Annotated in this window: 15 protein-coding genes; 9 read left to right on the forward strand and 6 right to left on the reverse strand. The window is 56.1% G+C overall.

Annotated elements, in window-relative coordinates; all coding sequences use genetic code 11:
• The first annotated feature begins 362 nt into the window (after positions 1 to 362).
• The gene (locus N438_RS12040; protein ID WP_008806455.1) at positions 363 to 1631 is read left to right on the forward strand and encodes an OprD family outer membrane porin; all 1269 of its coding nucleotides are present in this window, start codon (positions 363 to 365) and stop codon (positions 1629 to 1631) included.
• A gap of 131 nt (positions 1632 to 1762) precedes the next feature.
• On the opposite strand, the gene speB is transcribed toward N438_RS12040, so the two are convergent.
• The 4 genes from speB to N438_RS28760 form a co-directional block, all read right to left on the reverse strand.
• Complete coding sequence (gene speB, locus N438_RS12045) at positions 1763 to 2683, reverse strand: agmatinase (RefSeq protein ID WP_002916572.1); 921 nt, start codon at positions 2681 to 2683, stop codon at positions 1763 to 1765.
• Between the two features lie 233 nt (positions 2684 to 2916).
• Positions 2917 to 4893 (reverse strand): biosynthetic arginine decarboxylase, encoded by a 1977-nt coding sequence (gene speA, locus N438_RS12050; RefSeq protein WP_008806456.1) that lies wholly within the window; start codon positions 4891 to 4893, stop codon positions 2917 to 2919.
• An 8-nt stretch (positions 4894 to 4901) separates the two neighbouring features.
• Complete coding sequence (gene yqgB, locus N438_RS12055) at positions 4902 to 5033, reverse strand: acid stress response protein YqgB (protein ID WP_002916578.1); 132 nt, start codon at positions 5031 to 5033, stop codon at positions 4902 to 4904.
• Positions 5034 to 5320: 287 nt separating this feature from the next.
• On the reverse strand, positions 5321 to 5596 hold the full coding sequence (locus N438_RS28760) for a hypothetical protein (protein WP_136047534.1): 276 nt from the start codon (positions 5594 to 5596) through the stop codon (positions 5321 to 5323).
• Between the two features lie 138 nt (positions 5597 to 5734).
• Here N438_RS28760 and metK point away from each other — a divergent pair, with 138 nt between their 5' ends.
• The 8 genes from metK (at position 5735) to ruvX (ending at position 12991) form a co-directional block, all read left to right on the forward strand.
• Positions 5735 to 6889, forward strand: a complete 1155-nt coding sequence (metK, locus tag N438_RS12065; protein ID WP_110244886.1) for a methionine adenosyltransferase — start codon at positions 5735 to 5737, stop codon at positions 6887 to 6889.
• A gap of 379 nt (positions 6890 to 7268) precedes the next feature.
• Positions 7269 to 8663 (forward strand): sugar porter family MFS transporter, encoded by a 1395-nt coding sequence (locus tag N438_RS12070; RefSeq protein ID WP_008806458.1) that lies wholly within the window; start codon positions 7269 to 7271, stop codon positions 8661 to 8663.
• A gap of 77 nt (positions 8664 to 8740) precedes the next feature.
• Positions 8741 to 9241, forward strand: coding sequence for a SprT family zinc-dependent metalloprotease (locus N438_RS12075; protein WP_008806459.1), 501 nt, complete (start codon positions 8741 to 8743; stop codon positions 9239 to 9241).
• 94 nt (positions 9242 to 9335) lie between these two features.
• Complete coding sequence (gene endA, locus N438_RS12080) at positions 9336 to 10043, forward strand: deoxyribonuclease I (RefSeq protein WP_008806460.1); 708 nt, start codon at positions 9336 to 9338, stop codon at positions 10041 to 10043.
• Between the two features lie 91 nt (positions 10044 to 10134).
• A complete protein-coding gene (gene rsmE / locus N438_RS12085; RefSeq protein ID WP_023323263.1) occupies positions 10135 to 10866 on the forward strand; it encodes a 16S rRNA (uracil(1498)-N(3))-methyltransferase in 732 nt (243 codons plus the stop codon).
• A gap of 20 nt (positions 10867 to 10886) precedes the next feature.
• Entirely contained in the window at positions 10887 to 11837 is a 951-nt protein-coding gene (gene gshB, locus N438_RS12090; protein WP_008806462.1) for a glutathione synthase, read from the forward strand.
• A gap of 174 nt (positions 11838 to 12011) precedes the next feature.
• Positions 12012 to 12575, forward strand: coding sequence for a YqgE/AlgH family protein (locus N438_RS12095; RefSeq protein ID WP_012540566.1), 564 nt, complete (start codon positions 12012 to 12014; stop codon positions 12573 to 12575).
• Positions 12575 to 12991, forward strand: a complete 417-nt coding sequence (gene ruvX / locus N438_RS12100; protein ID WP_012540565.1) for a Holliday junction resolvase RuvX — start codon at positions 12575 to 12577, stop codon at positions 12989 to 12991. The genes N438_RS12095 and ruvX overlap by 1 nt, the downstream gene beginning before the upstream one ends.
• Positions 12992 to 13043: 52 nt before the next feature.
• Here the strand turns inward: ruvX and N438_RS12105 are convergent, their stop codons facing one another.
• On the reverse strand, positions 13044 to 13697 hold the full coding sequence (locus tag N438_RS12105; RefSeq protein WP_008806465.1) for a LuxR C-terminal-related transcriptional regulator: 654 nt from the start codon (positions 13695 to 13697) through the stop codon (positions 13044 to 13046).
• Positions 13698 to 14045: 348 nt separating this feature from the next.
• Entirely contained in the window at positions 14046 to 15026 is a 981-nt protein-coding gene (locus tag N438_RS12110; protein WP_042948086.1) for a type IV pilus twitching motility protein PilT, read from the reverse strand.
• Between the last annotated feature and the right edge of the window lie 4 nt (positions 15027 to 15030).

Raw genomic sequence — 15030 nt, forward strand, 5'->3', positions numbered from 1 at the left:
ATTATCGCCTCCCTTTTTTATATCCCTGTAAAAATATTTAGCCGCATGAATTGATAACTTAAGCGCACAAACCGTTAATTATTGCTGCACCTCGTCACAGCCAATTATTTTAAGCGCTGTCACTCAGCAAGATATTATTTGGCAAATAAAAAACAGCGTACACAATCCGCCTTTCAGAACCGCGTTCCTCCAGATAATAAATAGTCCACCCCTCTTCGCCAAACGCAGCCGGCATGCGCCACACAGCTTGTTTCCTGGCGATACCATTGCTCACACAATGATTGCTTTCGACATTATTTCAGGAGAATATCGCGACTGCAGTGATCCCCTTGAATATATCGACAGACAGAGAAGTGCCTTCAGTGAAAAAAGAATTATCGTTAATCGCACTTGGCATTATTGCCGCCACGCCGACTTTCGCCAGCCAACAATCCGCCAGTCAGGGCTTTATTGACGACAGCCATCTGGATCTCTTTTTGCGTAACGCTTATATCAAACGTGATTATCGCGATGGGTTGCCGGATAAAGCCGAATGGGGCCAGGGGATTATCGCCACCTTCGAATCGGGCTTTACCCAGGGACCGGTCGGCTTTGGCGTGGACGGTATCGCCCAGTATGCGGTGCGCCTTGACGGCGGTCGCGGGCGCAGCGGCGCGGGCGGGATCGACTTTTTCGCCCAGGATGACGACGGCCGCGCGAAATCCGACCTCGCCAAATTCGGCGCTACCGGCAAAATGCGCTTTTCGAATACCGTGCTCAGCTACGGCAGCCAGCGGCCGATGCTGCCCATCGTCTACGCTGACGATTCACGCCTGCTGTACGAGAGCTATACCGGCACCATGCTCACCTCGCGCGAAATCGACGGCCTGGAAATTAACGCCGGTTATCTCACCGACCAGCAGCGCAAAAGCGACGACAGCCATAACAGCGGCCTGAAAAGCCTGACCTTCGGCGGGGCAAGCTACCGGTTCAACGACCAGCTCAGCGGCGCGCTGTACGCGTCACACGTCGAAGATGTGCTGAACAAACAGTATCTTGGCCTGAACTATAAGCAGCCGTTCGCCGCCAACCAACAGCTGGTTCTCGATTTCAACGGCTATAACTCACGCCTGGATCAAGAATATGCCGATGCCAATGACACCGGTCGCAGCAATAGCATCTGGAGCCTGGCCGCCAGCTACATCTGGGATATTCATACCTTTAAAGTCGCTTATCAGCAAAGCAGCGGCAGCACCGGTTACCACTACGGCGGCTACCAGAACCAGGGCGGCGTCGGCGATGGCGGGAACACCATCTGGCTGGCCAACTCCTACTGGTCTGATTTTAACGGGGAAGATGAACGCTCCTGGCAGGCATCGTACGGACTGGATTTTGCCGGGCTGGGATTACCGGGGCTGACCTGGACCACCGCCTATGTGCGCGGTGATAACATTAAAACTTCAGAGACCAGCAACGGCAAAGAACACGAATGGTTCAACCAGGTTCAATACCAGGTACAAAACGGCGTGGCGAAAGATTTGAAATTCAGACTACGCTATTCGGTGCTGCGCGTTTCCAGCAACGCCAGCGACTATAACGTCAGCGGGAATGAAGTCCGGTTCTACGTCGAATATCCGTTTAACGTGTTTTGACGCGATAATGACCCCTCTCCTGCGCGCCGGCCCTCTCCCGGCGCACAGGAGCACTCGCCCGGCGCCTTGATAACCCCTCTGTGCCGCGCGCAACCCTCTCCCGGGAAGGGAGAGGGTCGGGGTTACCCGGCTTATTCGCCCTTCTTCGCCGCCTGGATGTAGAGCATTTCCAGAGCGAGAGTCGCCGCCGCCAGAGCGGTAATTTCGGACTGATCGTAGGCCGGAGCGACTTCCACTACGTCCATCCCCACGATGTTCAGATCCTTCAGGCCACGCACCAGTTTGATCGCCCGGTCTGAGGTCAATCCGCCGATAACCGGGGTCCCGGTGCCTGGCGCAAACGCCGGATCCAGACAGTCGATATCAAAGGTCAGGTACACCGGCATGTCGCCGACGATCTGCTTCACCTGGGCAATGACGTCATCAACGCTGCGGTCGTTAACCTGGCCGGCGTCCAGCACCGTAAAGCCATTATCTTTGTCGAACTCGGTACGGATACCAATCTGCACGGAGTGGTTCGGATCGATAAGCCCTTCGTTCGGCGCGGTGTAGAACATGGTGCCGTGGTCGAACTCGCAGCCGTTGGCGTAAGTGTCGGTGTGGGCATCGAAGTGCACCAGCGCCATTTTACCGAAGTGCTTAGCGTGGGCGCGCAGCAGCGGCAGGGTAACAAAGTGGTCACCGCCGAAGGAGAGCATGCGCTTGCCTGCCGCCAGCAGTTTCTCGGCGTGGGCCTGCAGCTTCTCGCTCATTTCGCGCGCGTCGCCGAAGGCGTACACCAGATCGCCGCAGTCCACCACGTTCAGGCGTTCGCGCATGTCAAAGTTCCACGGGAAACGGTTGTGCTCCCAGGCGAGGTTAGTGGAAACCTGACGGATAGCCGCCGGGCCATGACGGCCACCCGCGCGCCCGGAGGTCGCCATATCGAACGGCACGCCGGTGATGACCCAGTCCGCATCGCTTTCATACGGCATGAAGTTCATTGGCAAACGCAGAAAGCCAAAGGCATTGGATACCAGGGAGTTATCGTATTGATGACCTAAAGTGCTCATGGATATGACCTCTTTTCGCAGTCGTGGAACGTAAAAAATAAGTATAAAAAAACCCCTCCGCGTCGTTAGGCCCGACGAGGAAGGGTTTGATAGATAAATCGCTTATTGGCGTGAATTATCGCCGGTAATGCATACGGGTTCAAGTAAGTATCGCATTCCGCCGGATGACGGCTTCGCCTTATCCGGCCTACCTTCGCAGGCCCGGTAAGCGCTACGCCACCGGGCATCAATGGTTACTCGTCTTCCAGATAAGTATAGCCGTACAGTCCCGCCTCAAACTCTTCGAGGAACTGCTGCTGCAGCGCGTCGTCCAGGCCGGTATTTTTCACCTGATCGCGGAACTGGGTCAGCAGCGTGTTCGGATCCAGCTGCACATACTGCAGCATATCCGCCACGGTATCGCCCTCGTCGGACAGCTCAACCTCAACGCTGCCGTCAGGGAAGACGAACACGTCCACCGCCTCGGTATCGCCAAACAGGTTATGCATGTTGCCAAGGATCTCCTGATAGGCGCCGACCATAAAGAAGCCCAGCATCGGCGGGTTCTCCGGGTCGTACTCCGGCATCGGCATGGTGGTGGCGATCCCGTCGCCGTCCACGTAGTGATCGATGGCGCCATCGGAGTCGCAGGTGATGTCCAGCAGCACCGCACGGCGCTCCGGCGACTTGTTCAGCCCTTCCAGCGGCATCACCGGGAACAGCTGATCGATCCCCCAGGCATCCGGCATCGACTGGAACAGCGAGAAGTTGACGTAGATTTTATCCGCCATCCGCTCCTGCAGCTCATCGATGATGGGACGATGCGCGCGGTTGCTCGGGTCGAGCTGCTTCTGCACTTCATGACACATGTTCAGATACAGCTGCTCGGCCCAGGCGCGCTCCTGCAGGTTGAAGGTGCCAGAGGAGTAGCCGATATGGATATCGTGCAGGTCCATCTGGCTGTCGTGCAGCCATTCGCGCAGCGAGCGGCGGTTGCCGGTCTCGTGCATCTCCAGCCAGGTTTCCCACATGCTCTGTAGCGGACGCGCGGCGTCTTCCGCCGGCGGGGTCGCCTCAGTGTATTCGTTACGCTCCACGCCGATGATGTTGGAAACCAGCACGGTATGGTGCGCGGTCACCGCGCGGCCGGATTCGGTGATCACCGTCGGGTGCGGCAGGCCGTTCTCTTCGCAGGCATCGCCGATCGCCCAGATGATGTTGTTGGCGTATTCGTTCAGACCGTAGTTCACCGAGCAGTCAGACTGCGAGCGGGTCCCTTCATAGTCCACGCCCAGACCGCCGCCGACGTCAAAGCACTGAATGTTGACGCCCAGCTTATGCAGTTCGACGTAGAAACGCGCGGATTCACGCACGCCGGTGGCGATATCGCGAATATTGGCCATCTGCGAACCGAGGTGGAAGTGCAGCAGTTGCAGGCTCTCAAGGTGCCCTGCGGCACGCAGGATCTCGACCAGCTGTAGTACCTGGGTCGCCGCGAGGCCAAACTTGGACTTCTCTCCGCCGGAGGATTGCCATTTGCCGGAGCCCTGCGAGGCCAGACGCGCACGCACGCCAAGGCGCGGCACCACGTTCAGGCGCTCGGCCTCTTCCAGCACGATGGCGATCTCGGACATCTTCTCGATGACCAGATAGACCTTGTGGCCCATCTTCTCGCCCACCAGCGCCAGGCGGATGTATTCGCGGTCTTTATAGCCGTTACAGACGATGACGCTGCGGGTCATCCCGGCGTGCGCCAGCACGGCCATCAGTTCGGCTTTCGAACCGGCTTCCAGTCCCAGCGGCTCGCCGGAATGGATCAGCGATTCAATCACGCGACGGTGCTGGTTAACCTTAATCGGGTAGACAAGGAAGTAATCGCCATTATAACCGTACGATTCACGCGCGCGTTTGAAGGCGGCGTTGATCGAGCGCAAGCGGTGCTGCAGGATCTGCGGGAAGCAGAACAGCGCCGGCAAACGTTGCCCTTGCGCCTCGCGGGCTTTGACTAATTCCGCGAGGTCCACGCGCGCTTCCGGGACGTCCGGATCCGGGCAAACGCTGATGTGGCCCAGTTCGTTGACGTCATAATAGTTATTGCCCCACCAGGCAATATTATAAGTACGCAGCATCTTGCTGGCTTCCTGGGAGCTCATCGCTACCTCCTGCATGGAACGTAGTACACCGTGTTCGCCTGCTGACGAAGGCGAAACCATAGACATGTCGTCAGACATAGCGAACCTCAATTTTTAATAATAAGTGTAAGACAGTTAACTACTATCGCAGTCCAAAGATGCGATAACAACCCATGAACAGTCCTAAAGCCCAGCACTATCTGCTGGTTTTGCGACTGCGCGACCGGTTTCTTATTCATATCATCGTAAAACACGTAGCCGAACAGAGTATGACAGTCCGGAGAAACCACGAGAAAACTCTTGCCTGGCAAGAGCGCCCTTGTTCAGTTTTCTAACGACCGACCGGCCCTGGAATCCTGAGAAGCGCCGAGATGGGGTGAACATCGGCTGGTTTGCATGAGAGAGATGCAGGTTGCGGAGTGCTGACGCGCGACAGAACGACGCGACGAATCAAGCGAAAAACATTGGTTCATTATCTGGTATCACCTCCACACCGCCCTGCGACAGGGTCGGCGACAAGCCAAAGCTATACATACCGGGCAACAGGCGCTACGCCGCTGCGAGATTCTGTAAATACAGACTGCTTAACCCGGCTGGAAGTGGCACCACAGGGCGATGCCCCGTGCGCTTTTTTAATGAGCCGCGCGCGGCGTTTTATACCGAGAAGCAGGGTAAAAAGCAAAATAAAAATGTGTGCGTTTGCGCGGTTGTCAGGAAAATTTGCCAGGCGGGTTTTCCCATAAATGCGACCGCCATCAAAAAAGGCTGGAAATGGGCTCAAGAATTGACCTAAAATAGCCATCCAGAAGTTAATCCGTCTATACTGATTAACACTCAGACTGCTCGTGTCGCTACCTGCGCGGCTTTGCGCTGATTATCCACCAAAGCCACATTACACAACAGTATGAGCTATCCGAATCGTCCACAGGTGAAATAAAATATGGCAAAACACCTTTTTACGTCTGAGTCCGTATCAGAAGGGCATCCTGACAAAATTGCTGACCAAATCTCTGATGCCGTGCTGGATGCGATCCTCAAGCAGGATCCGAAAGCGCGTGTCGCATGTGAAACCTATGTCAAAACCGGCATGGTGCTGGTAGGCGGCGAAATCACCACCAGCGCATGGGTTGATATCGAAGAGATCACCCGCAACACCGTCCGCGAAATTGGCTACGTGCATTCCGATATGGGCTTTGACGCCAACTCGTGTGCCGTTCTGAGCGCCATTGGTAAACAGTCTCCGGACATCAACCAGGGCGTCGACCGTGCCGACCCGCTGGAACAGGGCGCAGGCGACCAGGGTTTGATGTTTGGCTATGCGACCAACGAAACCGACGTGCTGATGCCGGCGCCGGTGACCTATGCTCACCGTCTGGTGCAGCGCCAGGCTGAAGTGCGTAAAAACGGCACCCTGCCGTGGCTGCGTCCGGATGCGAAAAGCCAGGTGACCTTCCAGTATGACGACGGCAAAATCGTCGGCATCGATGCGGTGGTTCTGTCCACGCAGCACGCGGAAGACATCGACCAGAAATCCCTGCAGGAAGCGGTGATGGAAGAGATCATCAAGCCGACCCTGCCGACCGAATGGCTGAACGCTTCGACCAAATTCTTCATCAACCCGACCGGACGTTTCGTTATCGGCGGCCCGATGGGCGACTGCGGTCTGACCGGTCGTAAGATCATCGTTGATACCTACGGCGGCATGGCTCGTCACGGCGGCGGCGCGTTCTCCGGTAAAGATCCGTCTAAAGTTGACCGTTCCGCAGCCTACGCGGCGCGCTATGTGGCGAAAAACATCGTTGCTGCGGGCCTGGCCGATCGTTGTGAAATTCAGGTCTCCTACGCTATCGGCGTCGCTGAACCGACTTCGATCATGGTGGAAACCTTCGGCACCGAGAAAGTGCCTTCTGAACAGCTGACCCTGCTGGTGCGCGAGTTCTTCGACCTGCGTCCGTACGGCCTGATTCAGATGCTGGACCTGCTGCACCCGATCTACAAAGAAACCGCGGCTTACGGTCACTTTGGTCGCGAGCATTTCCCATGGGAAAAAACCGACAAAGCGGCTCTGCTGCGCGAAGCGGCCGGTCTGAAATAACCCCTGCTTCCTCTCTTCAAGGCCAGCCTCGCGCTGGCCTTTTTGTTTCCGTCTCCCTCCCCCCTGCGCTTCGCTTCAGCGAAACGCGGTAACGCGATGAAAGCGATTACATTATGATGACTGCCCCTTTGTTTCCATAACAGGCATAGCGTGCGGGTATTTTTCACAATGTTACATATTGTTTCGGTCAACTCTGATTACCGTTTTTCAAAATGTCGACTATCCTTGTATATACTGCTGATTTAAAAAGCATTTAATGGATTACGTTTCTTTACCTTTGTGTAAACGATTACACAGCCGTGACTATAATCACGTTTTTTTACCGTCGAGTGTCCTACCCTAACCATCGACAGAATCAATAACTCAACTGGAGGGCGTTATGCCTGACAACAAAAAACAAGGGCGTTCGAACAAGACTATGACGTTCTTCGTCTGTTTCCTCGCCGCGCTGGCTGGCCTGCTGTTCGGCCTTGATATCGGTGTTATTGCGGGTGCCTTACCCTTTATTGCCAATGAGTTCCAGATTTCAGCCCACACCCAGGAGTGGGTGGTCAGCTCCATGATGTTCGGGGCTGCCGTCGGTGCGGTCGGCAGCGGCTGGCTCTCCTTCAAACTGGGCCGTAAAAAAAGCCTGATGATCGGCGCCATCCTCTTTGTCGCCGGCTCTCTGTTCTCCGCTGCCGCGCCAAACGTCGAGATCCTGCTGGTTTCCCGCGTGCTGCTGGGCCTGGCGGTGGGCGTCGCTTCATACACGGCTCCGCTGTATCTGTCGGAAATCGCGCCAGAGAAAATCCGCGGCAGTATGATTTCGATGTACCAGCTGATGATCACCATCGGGATCCTCGGCGCCTATCTCTCTGACACCGCTTTCAGCTACAGCGGCGCGTGGCGCTGGATGCTCGGCGTGATCATTATTCCGGCGGTATTGCTGCTGATCGGCGTTATCTTCCTGCCGGACAGCCCGCGCTGGTTCGCCGCCAAACGTCGTTTCGTCGATGCCGAACGCGTGCTGCTGCGCCTGCGCGATACCAGCGCCGAAGCGAAACGTGAGCTCGACGAAATCCGCGAAAGCCTGAAGGTGAAACAGTCCGGCTGGTCGCTGTTCAAAGACAACAGTAACTTCCGCCGCGCGGTGTTCCTCGGTATTCTGCTGCAGGTGATGCAGCAGTTCACCGGCATGAACGTCATCATGTACTACGCACCGAAGATTTTTGAACTGGCGGGCTATGCCAACACCACCGAGCAGATGTGGGGGACGGTGATCGTCGGTCTGACCAACGTGCTGGCCACCTTTATCGCTATCGGTCTGGTCGACCGCTGGGGCCGTAAACCAACGCTGATCCTCGGCTTTATCGTGATGGCCGCGGGCATGGGCGTGCTGGGTAGCATGATGCACATCGGCATTCACTCCTCTACCGCGCAGTACATCGCCGTCCTGATGCTGCTGATGTTCATCGTCGGTTTCGCCATGAGCGCCGGTCCGCTGATTTGGGTACTGTGTTCCGAAATCCAGCCGCTGAAAGGCCGCGACTTCGGCATCACCTGCTCCACAGCGACCAACTGGATTGCCAATATGATTGTCGGCGCCACCTTCCTGACCATGCTCAACTCGCTGGGCAGCGCCAACACCTTCTGGGTGTACGGCGGTCTGAACGTGCTGTTTATCCTGCTGACTATCTGGCTGATTCCGGAAACCAAAAACGTCTCGCTGGAACATATTGAACGTAACCTGATGCAGGGTCGTCCGCTGCGTGAAATCGGCGCCCGCGACTAACCCGCCTGAGCTTCCTCCCCTCCCGGGAGGAAGCTTCCTCTTGCTCTCCCCCGCCCGTCGCACTATCCTCTGGCGCTATGAAAACACCCCGTATTCCCATCGCTATTCAGCAGGCCGTGATGCGCAGCCTGCGGGAGCATCTCGCCAAAGCGAACCTCAAACTGGAACGCCGCTACGCTGAGCCGACGCTGGTCTACCAGCAGCGCGGTACCTCCGCCGGCACCGCCTGGCTGGAGAAAAACGAAATTCGTTTAAATCCGGTGCTGCTGCTGGAAAATCAGCAGGAGTTTATCGATGAAGTGGTGCCGCACGAGCTGGCGCACCTGCTGGTCTGGCAGCACTTTGGCCGCGTCGCGCCGCACGGTAAAGAGTGGAAATGGATGATGGAGAACGTCCTTGGCGTTCCCGCGCGTCGCACTCACCGTTTTGAACTCGATTCGGTCCGCCAGAACACCTTCCCCTACCGCTGTCGCTGTCAGCAGCATCAGCTCACCGTCCGTCGCCATAACCGGGTGGTGCGCGGCGAGGCCACCTACCGCTGCGTTCACTGCGGCGATCTGCTGGTGGCTGAAAAATAACCATCAGAATTTATTAGAAACTTTCTGATCTGACTGATTGCATCCAGCACCCTCATTCGCTACGTTGCGGGCTCGTTTTGACACGGAGTTAACGATGTCCCGTATGCATATTTTAGCCGTTGCGGTATTGAGCACGGCAGTCAGTGGCCCGCTCGCGGCCGCCGGTATTAATAGTTTTTCCCAGGCCAAGGCCGCTGGCGTCAAAGTGAACGCCGACGTTCCGGGCGACTTTTATTGCGGCTGTAAAATCGACTGGCAGGGTAAAAAAGGCGTTATCGATCTGGAATCTTGCGGCTATAAAGTGCGTAAAAATGAGAACCGCGCCAGCCGGGTTGAATGGGAACACGTGGTGCCGGCGTGGCAGTTCGGCCATCAGCGCCAGTGCTGGCAGGAAGGCGGGCGGCAAAACTGCGCCAAAGATCCGGAGTACCGCAAGATGGAAAGCGATATGCACAACCTGCAGCCGGCGGTAGGGGAAGTCAATGGCGATCGCGGCAATTTTATGTACAGCCAGTGGAACGGCGGTGAAGGCCAGTACGGCCAGTGCACCATGAAGGTCGATTTTAAAGATAAAGTCGCCGAGCCCCCTGCCCGCGCCCGCGGCGCTATCGCCCGCACCTACTTCTATATGCGCGACCGCTACCAACTGAATCTTTCCCGCCAGCAAACTCAATTGTTTACCGCCTGGGATAAACAGTACCCGGTCACCGCCTGGGAATGTGAGCGCGATGAGCGCATCGCGAAAGTGCAGGGCAACCATAATCCGTATGTCCAGCAGGCTTGCCAGGCGCAAAAGAGCTAACCTACACTAGCGGCAATTGTTAATTTGCAGCCCTGTGCTTCCCGCCCGGTGGCGGGAAGCTGGCATCTGCGCAACGAACGGAATATCAAGCATGCGCATTCCTCGCATCCATCATCCAGAACGCCTCACTGTCGGCAGCCAGATTGCGCTGAGCGATGACGCGGCCAACCACGTCGGTCGCGTCCTGCGCATGACCGCCGGTCAGCACCTACAGCTTTTTGACGGCAGTAACCAGGTATTTGACGCCGTCATCACTGAGGCCGGCAAGAAAAATGTCACGGTTGAAGTGCTCAGCGGCGAACCCGACGATCGTGAATCGCCGCTGCATATTCACTTAGGCCAGGTGATGTCGCGCGGTGAAAAAATGGAATTTACTATCCAGAAATCGATCGAACTCGGGGTAAGCCTCATAACGCCACTGTTTTCCGAGCGCTGCGGCGTTAAACTGGACGCCGAACGTTTGCAGAAGAAGATCCAGCAGTGGCAGAAAATCGCTATTGCCGCCTGCGAACAGAGCGGTCGTAATGTGGTACCGGAAATACGTCCGGCCATGCAGCTGGAAGAGTGGTGCGCCGAGCAGGACAGCGGGCTGAAGCTCAACCTGCACCCGCGCGCCAGCGCCAGCATTAATACGCTGCCGCTACCGGTTGAACGCGTCCGTTTGCTGATTGGTCCGGAAGGTGGGCTATCGGCAGAAGAGATAGCGATGACCGCGCAATACCAGTTTACTGATATCCTGTTGGGACCGCGCGTTCTGCGTACAGAGACTACTGCGCTCACCGCCATCACCGCATTGCAGGTGCGTTTTGGCGACTTAGGTTGAGGCGTTAACGGAGAAGAACCATGATCAAGCTCGGCATCGTGATGGATCCCATCGCAACCATCAACATCAAGAAAGACACCAGCTTCGCTATGTTGCTGGAAGCGCAACGTCGCGGCTATGAACTCCATTATATGGAGATGAACGACCTCTATTTGATCAACGGCGAAGCCCGCGCCCGTACGCGCACGCTGAGCGTCGAACAGAACTACGATAAATGGTATGACTTCACCGGTGAGCAGGATCTGCCGCTGGCCGATCTTGACGTTATTTTGATGCGTAAAGATCCGCCGTTCGATACCGAATTTATTTATGCCACCTACATCCTGGAGCGGGCGGAAGAGAAAGGCACGCTTATCGTCAACAAGCCGCAGAGCCTGCGCGACTGTAACGAGAAGCTGTTCACCGCCTGGTTCTCTGAACTGACGCCGGAAACGCTGGTCACCCGCAATAAAGCCCAGCTGAAAGCCTTCTGGGAAAAACACGGCGATATCATTATGAAACCGCTCGACGGCATGGGCGGTGCCTCTATTTTCCGCGTCAAAGCCGGCGATCCGAACCTTGGCGTGATCACGGAGACCCTGACCGAGCTCGGCAGCCGCTACTGCATGGCGCAGAACTATCTGCCCGCGATTAAAGATGGCGACAAGCGCGTGCTGGTGGTGGACGGCGAGCCGGTGCCTTACTGCCTGGCGCGTATTCCGCAGGGTGGCGAGACCCGCGGTAATCTGGCCGCCGGCGGCCGTGGCGAAGCTCGCCCGTTGACCGAAAGCGACTGGGAAATTGCCCGCCGCGTCGGCCCGACGCTGAAAGCCAAAGGCCTTATCTTCGTCGGCCTGGATATTATCGGCGACCGTCTGACGGAAATTAACGTCACCAGCCCCACCTGCGTACGCGAAATCGAAGCCGCCTTCCCGGATATTTCGATCACCGGCATGCTGATGGACGCTATCGAAAGACGTATCACCAAATAAACACCAGGGCGGATAAACGTCCGCTCATGGCGCAGCGAGCGCGGTTGACCGCGCTCGTGAAACGCCGCCAGCCAAGCGCCACTCGGGCGCCAGCCAGATAAAGTGCATCGACACTATTCTACTTTGCCCGCATACTGGGTGTTGCTTTTTGAACCAGGAACAGAACCTCTGACAATGAATTTACAGCATCACTTTCTGATTGCCATGCCTGCGCTTCAGGACCCGATTTTCCGCCGCTCCGTGGTCTATATCTGCGAGTATAACGACGAGGGAGCCATGGGCATTATTATCAATAAGCCGCTGGAAAATCTGCAGGTGGAAGGGATCCTTGAGAAGCTCAAGATTGTTCCGGAGCCGCGCAATCCGGAGATCCGTCTGGATAAACCGGTGATGCTGGGCGGCCCGCTGGCGGAAGACCGCGGCTTTATTCTGCATACCCCGCCCTCGGACTTCTCCTCGAGTATCCGCATTTCGGATAACACAGTAGTCACCACCTCGCGGGATGTTCTTGAAACCTTAGGTACCGACAGACAGCCGGGCAACGTACTGGTTGCGCTGGGCTACTCCTCATGGGAGAAAGGACAACTGGAGCAGGAGATTTTAGATAATGCCTGGCTCACCGCCCCTGCCGACCAGAATATTCTCTTCCGCACGCCCATCGCCGATCGCTGGCGCGAGGCGGCTAAACTGATTGGTATCGACATTGTGACGATGCCTGGCGTCGCGGGGCATGCATGATGAGCGGAACCTTTCTCGGCTTTGATTTCGGCACCAAAAGCATCGGCGTGGCGGTGGGGCAACGCATCACCGCTACCGCGCGACCGTTACCGGCGCTGAAGGCGCAGGACGGTAAACCGGACTGGAATGTCATCGAAAAACTGCTCAAAGAGTGGCAGCCTGAGGCGGTGATCGTTGGCCTGCCGCTGAATATGGACGGCACCGAGCAACCGCTGACGGCGCGCGCGCGGAATTTCGCCAATAAAATTCATGGCCGCTTTGGCGTCGCGATCGTCCTTCACGATGAACGTCTGAGTACGGTGGAGGCTCGGGCAGGCTTATTTGAACACGGCGGCTACCGGGCGCTGAATAAAGGTAGCGTTGATTCGGCCTCAGCCGTGGTCATTCTGGAAAGCTACTTCGAGCAGAGCTTTTAGGCTCTGCTCTCCTGCGCCGCCGGCAAATTGCTGACGGCGCGCTTCCGACCGCTTAGTGGCGCAGATGTTCGTTCGCCCAGCTCACCGCTTGAGTGCGATTCTTCACGCTCAGTTTACGAAACACATTGTACAGGTGCGTACGCACCGTGTTCTCGCTGATAAACAGGGCGCGGGCAATATCCAGATTCGTCGCCCCACAGCGCAGCTCGTTGAGGATCTCACATTCCCGCTCGGTGAGTGGCGAGTTCTCAACGGGCGCCGATGCATGGTCCGCAGCGTACATCGCCGGGTGCATCACGCTCAATTCAGCCGTCTGTTCGCCGTTCAGTACGGCCTTAACGCCCTCAATTAAGCGCGATTCATCATCGTCATGGCGGAACACGCCATATAAAGCCGGCCACTGCGCCATTTCGTATAACTCATACTTTTGTGCGCTATTAATAATCAACAAACGAGGATTATCTGCCTGCAGTCGAATAATGTCTCGCCATACCCCATTTAATTTCTTATTTGACACTGCGATATCAAATAATATTACAGAATCTTTCGCCAGGCGCTGCGCCAGTGGTTTATTAATATTTTGTAAAACCACTGATGCCATCAGGGTTTCGCTCAGATAGCTGGCAAAAGCTTTGCTCTGAATTGACGGATGGGTAATAAATGTGACCTGACGAGAAGATGATGAATTTCCATTTAAATTAATCACTTAAAACTCTCCTTAGCTGCTACCCACCGCCATGGTGGTTAAATGAATAAAAAAATATACAAACAGTCGTGAATTTATAAATAGCCTTGGCAATTTACAAACTGAAACGTTATTCCATGAGAATCATCCTATTCCCGTAAACAGCATAAATCGAATACCTCAAAGCTGTCAAAAGGTAATCAAACTTTTTTCCTGGAAATGCGTATTCACTGTCGACATTTCGCAACTGAATGTGTTATTTGAATTTATTCATAATGATTATTTGTATTACCAAATAATATAAAGAAACAGCAATCAAACATTCAGTTAACATATCATTTAACCCGCCCAGTCTGCTTCACGCTGCTCTTACAGCTCGCCTGCGGCGACACGTTGCTGAAAACTCTGCGTAAATGTCAGCATTCCGGCCTGCATCCCGGTCTGCATTATGCCGGGCAACTGGTGCACTTTTCCTTCACGGATCAAGTTAGCTACTGCGGGGGTATTGACCAAAAGCTCGTATAGCGCAACTCTGCCGCCCTGACGCGCAGGCAACAATTTTTGCGCCAGCACCGCGCACAGGCTTCCGGCCAGCTGACTACGAACCTGATCTTTCTCCTCTGCCGGAAAGACATCGATCAATCTCTCCACCGCCGGCGCCGCGCCGCGGGTATGTAATGTCGCCATTACCAGATGTCCGGTCTCCGCAGCCGTTAACGCCAAACGAATGGTTTCGCTGTCGCGTAGCTCCCCGAGCAGGATCACATCCGGATCCTGGCGCAGCGCCACGCGGAGCGCCGCGGCGAACGAAGGACAATGACGGCCAATCTCCCGCTGCAGGATCAGGCAGCGCTCGCTGTGATGAATAAACTCCACCGGGTCCTCCAGGGTCAGAATATGGCCATCAAGACGCTGGTTGAGATGCCCCACCATCGCCGCCAGGGTGGTCGACTTGCCGCTGCCCGTCGCTCCGGTGACCAGCAGCAGGCCACTCTCTTCCGCCAGCAGCTCGCTCAGCGCAGGCGGGGCGCCCAGCGTCTCCAGACGCGGGCACTGTTCAGGCAGAAGGCGTAGCACCAGCGATATTCCACGCGTATGGGCGAAAGCGCTGGCGCGCAGCCGCAAACCGCAGGCCAGGGTCAGCGCAAAGTCAATCTGGCCCTGTTCCTGCCAATGCTGTAACTGTGCGGCATCAAGCCAGCAGTTGAGTAAATCCGGGATATCCGGCGCGGGAAACGGGGCGGGCTCCAGCTTGCCCTGCCGCCGCCAGCGCGGTGCGGCGGAATTGCACAGGTGTAGATCGGAGACATTATGCTTTACACTAAGGGCTACGATTTCTTCCAGCTTCATAACT

The organism is Klebsiella sp. GL120222-02, from assembly GCF_003097195.1.
GTDB lineage: Bacteria > Pseudomonadota > Gammaproteobacteria > Enterobacterales > Enterobacteriaceae > Klebsiella > Klebsiella variicola.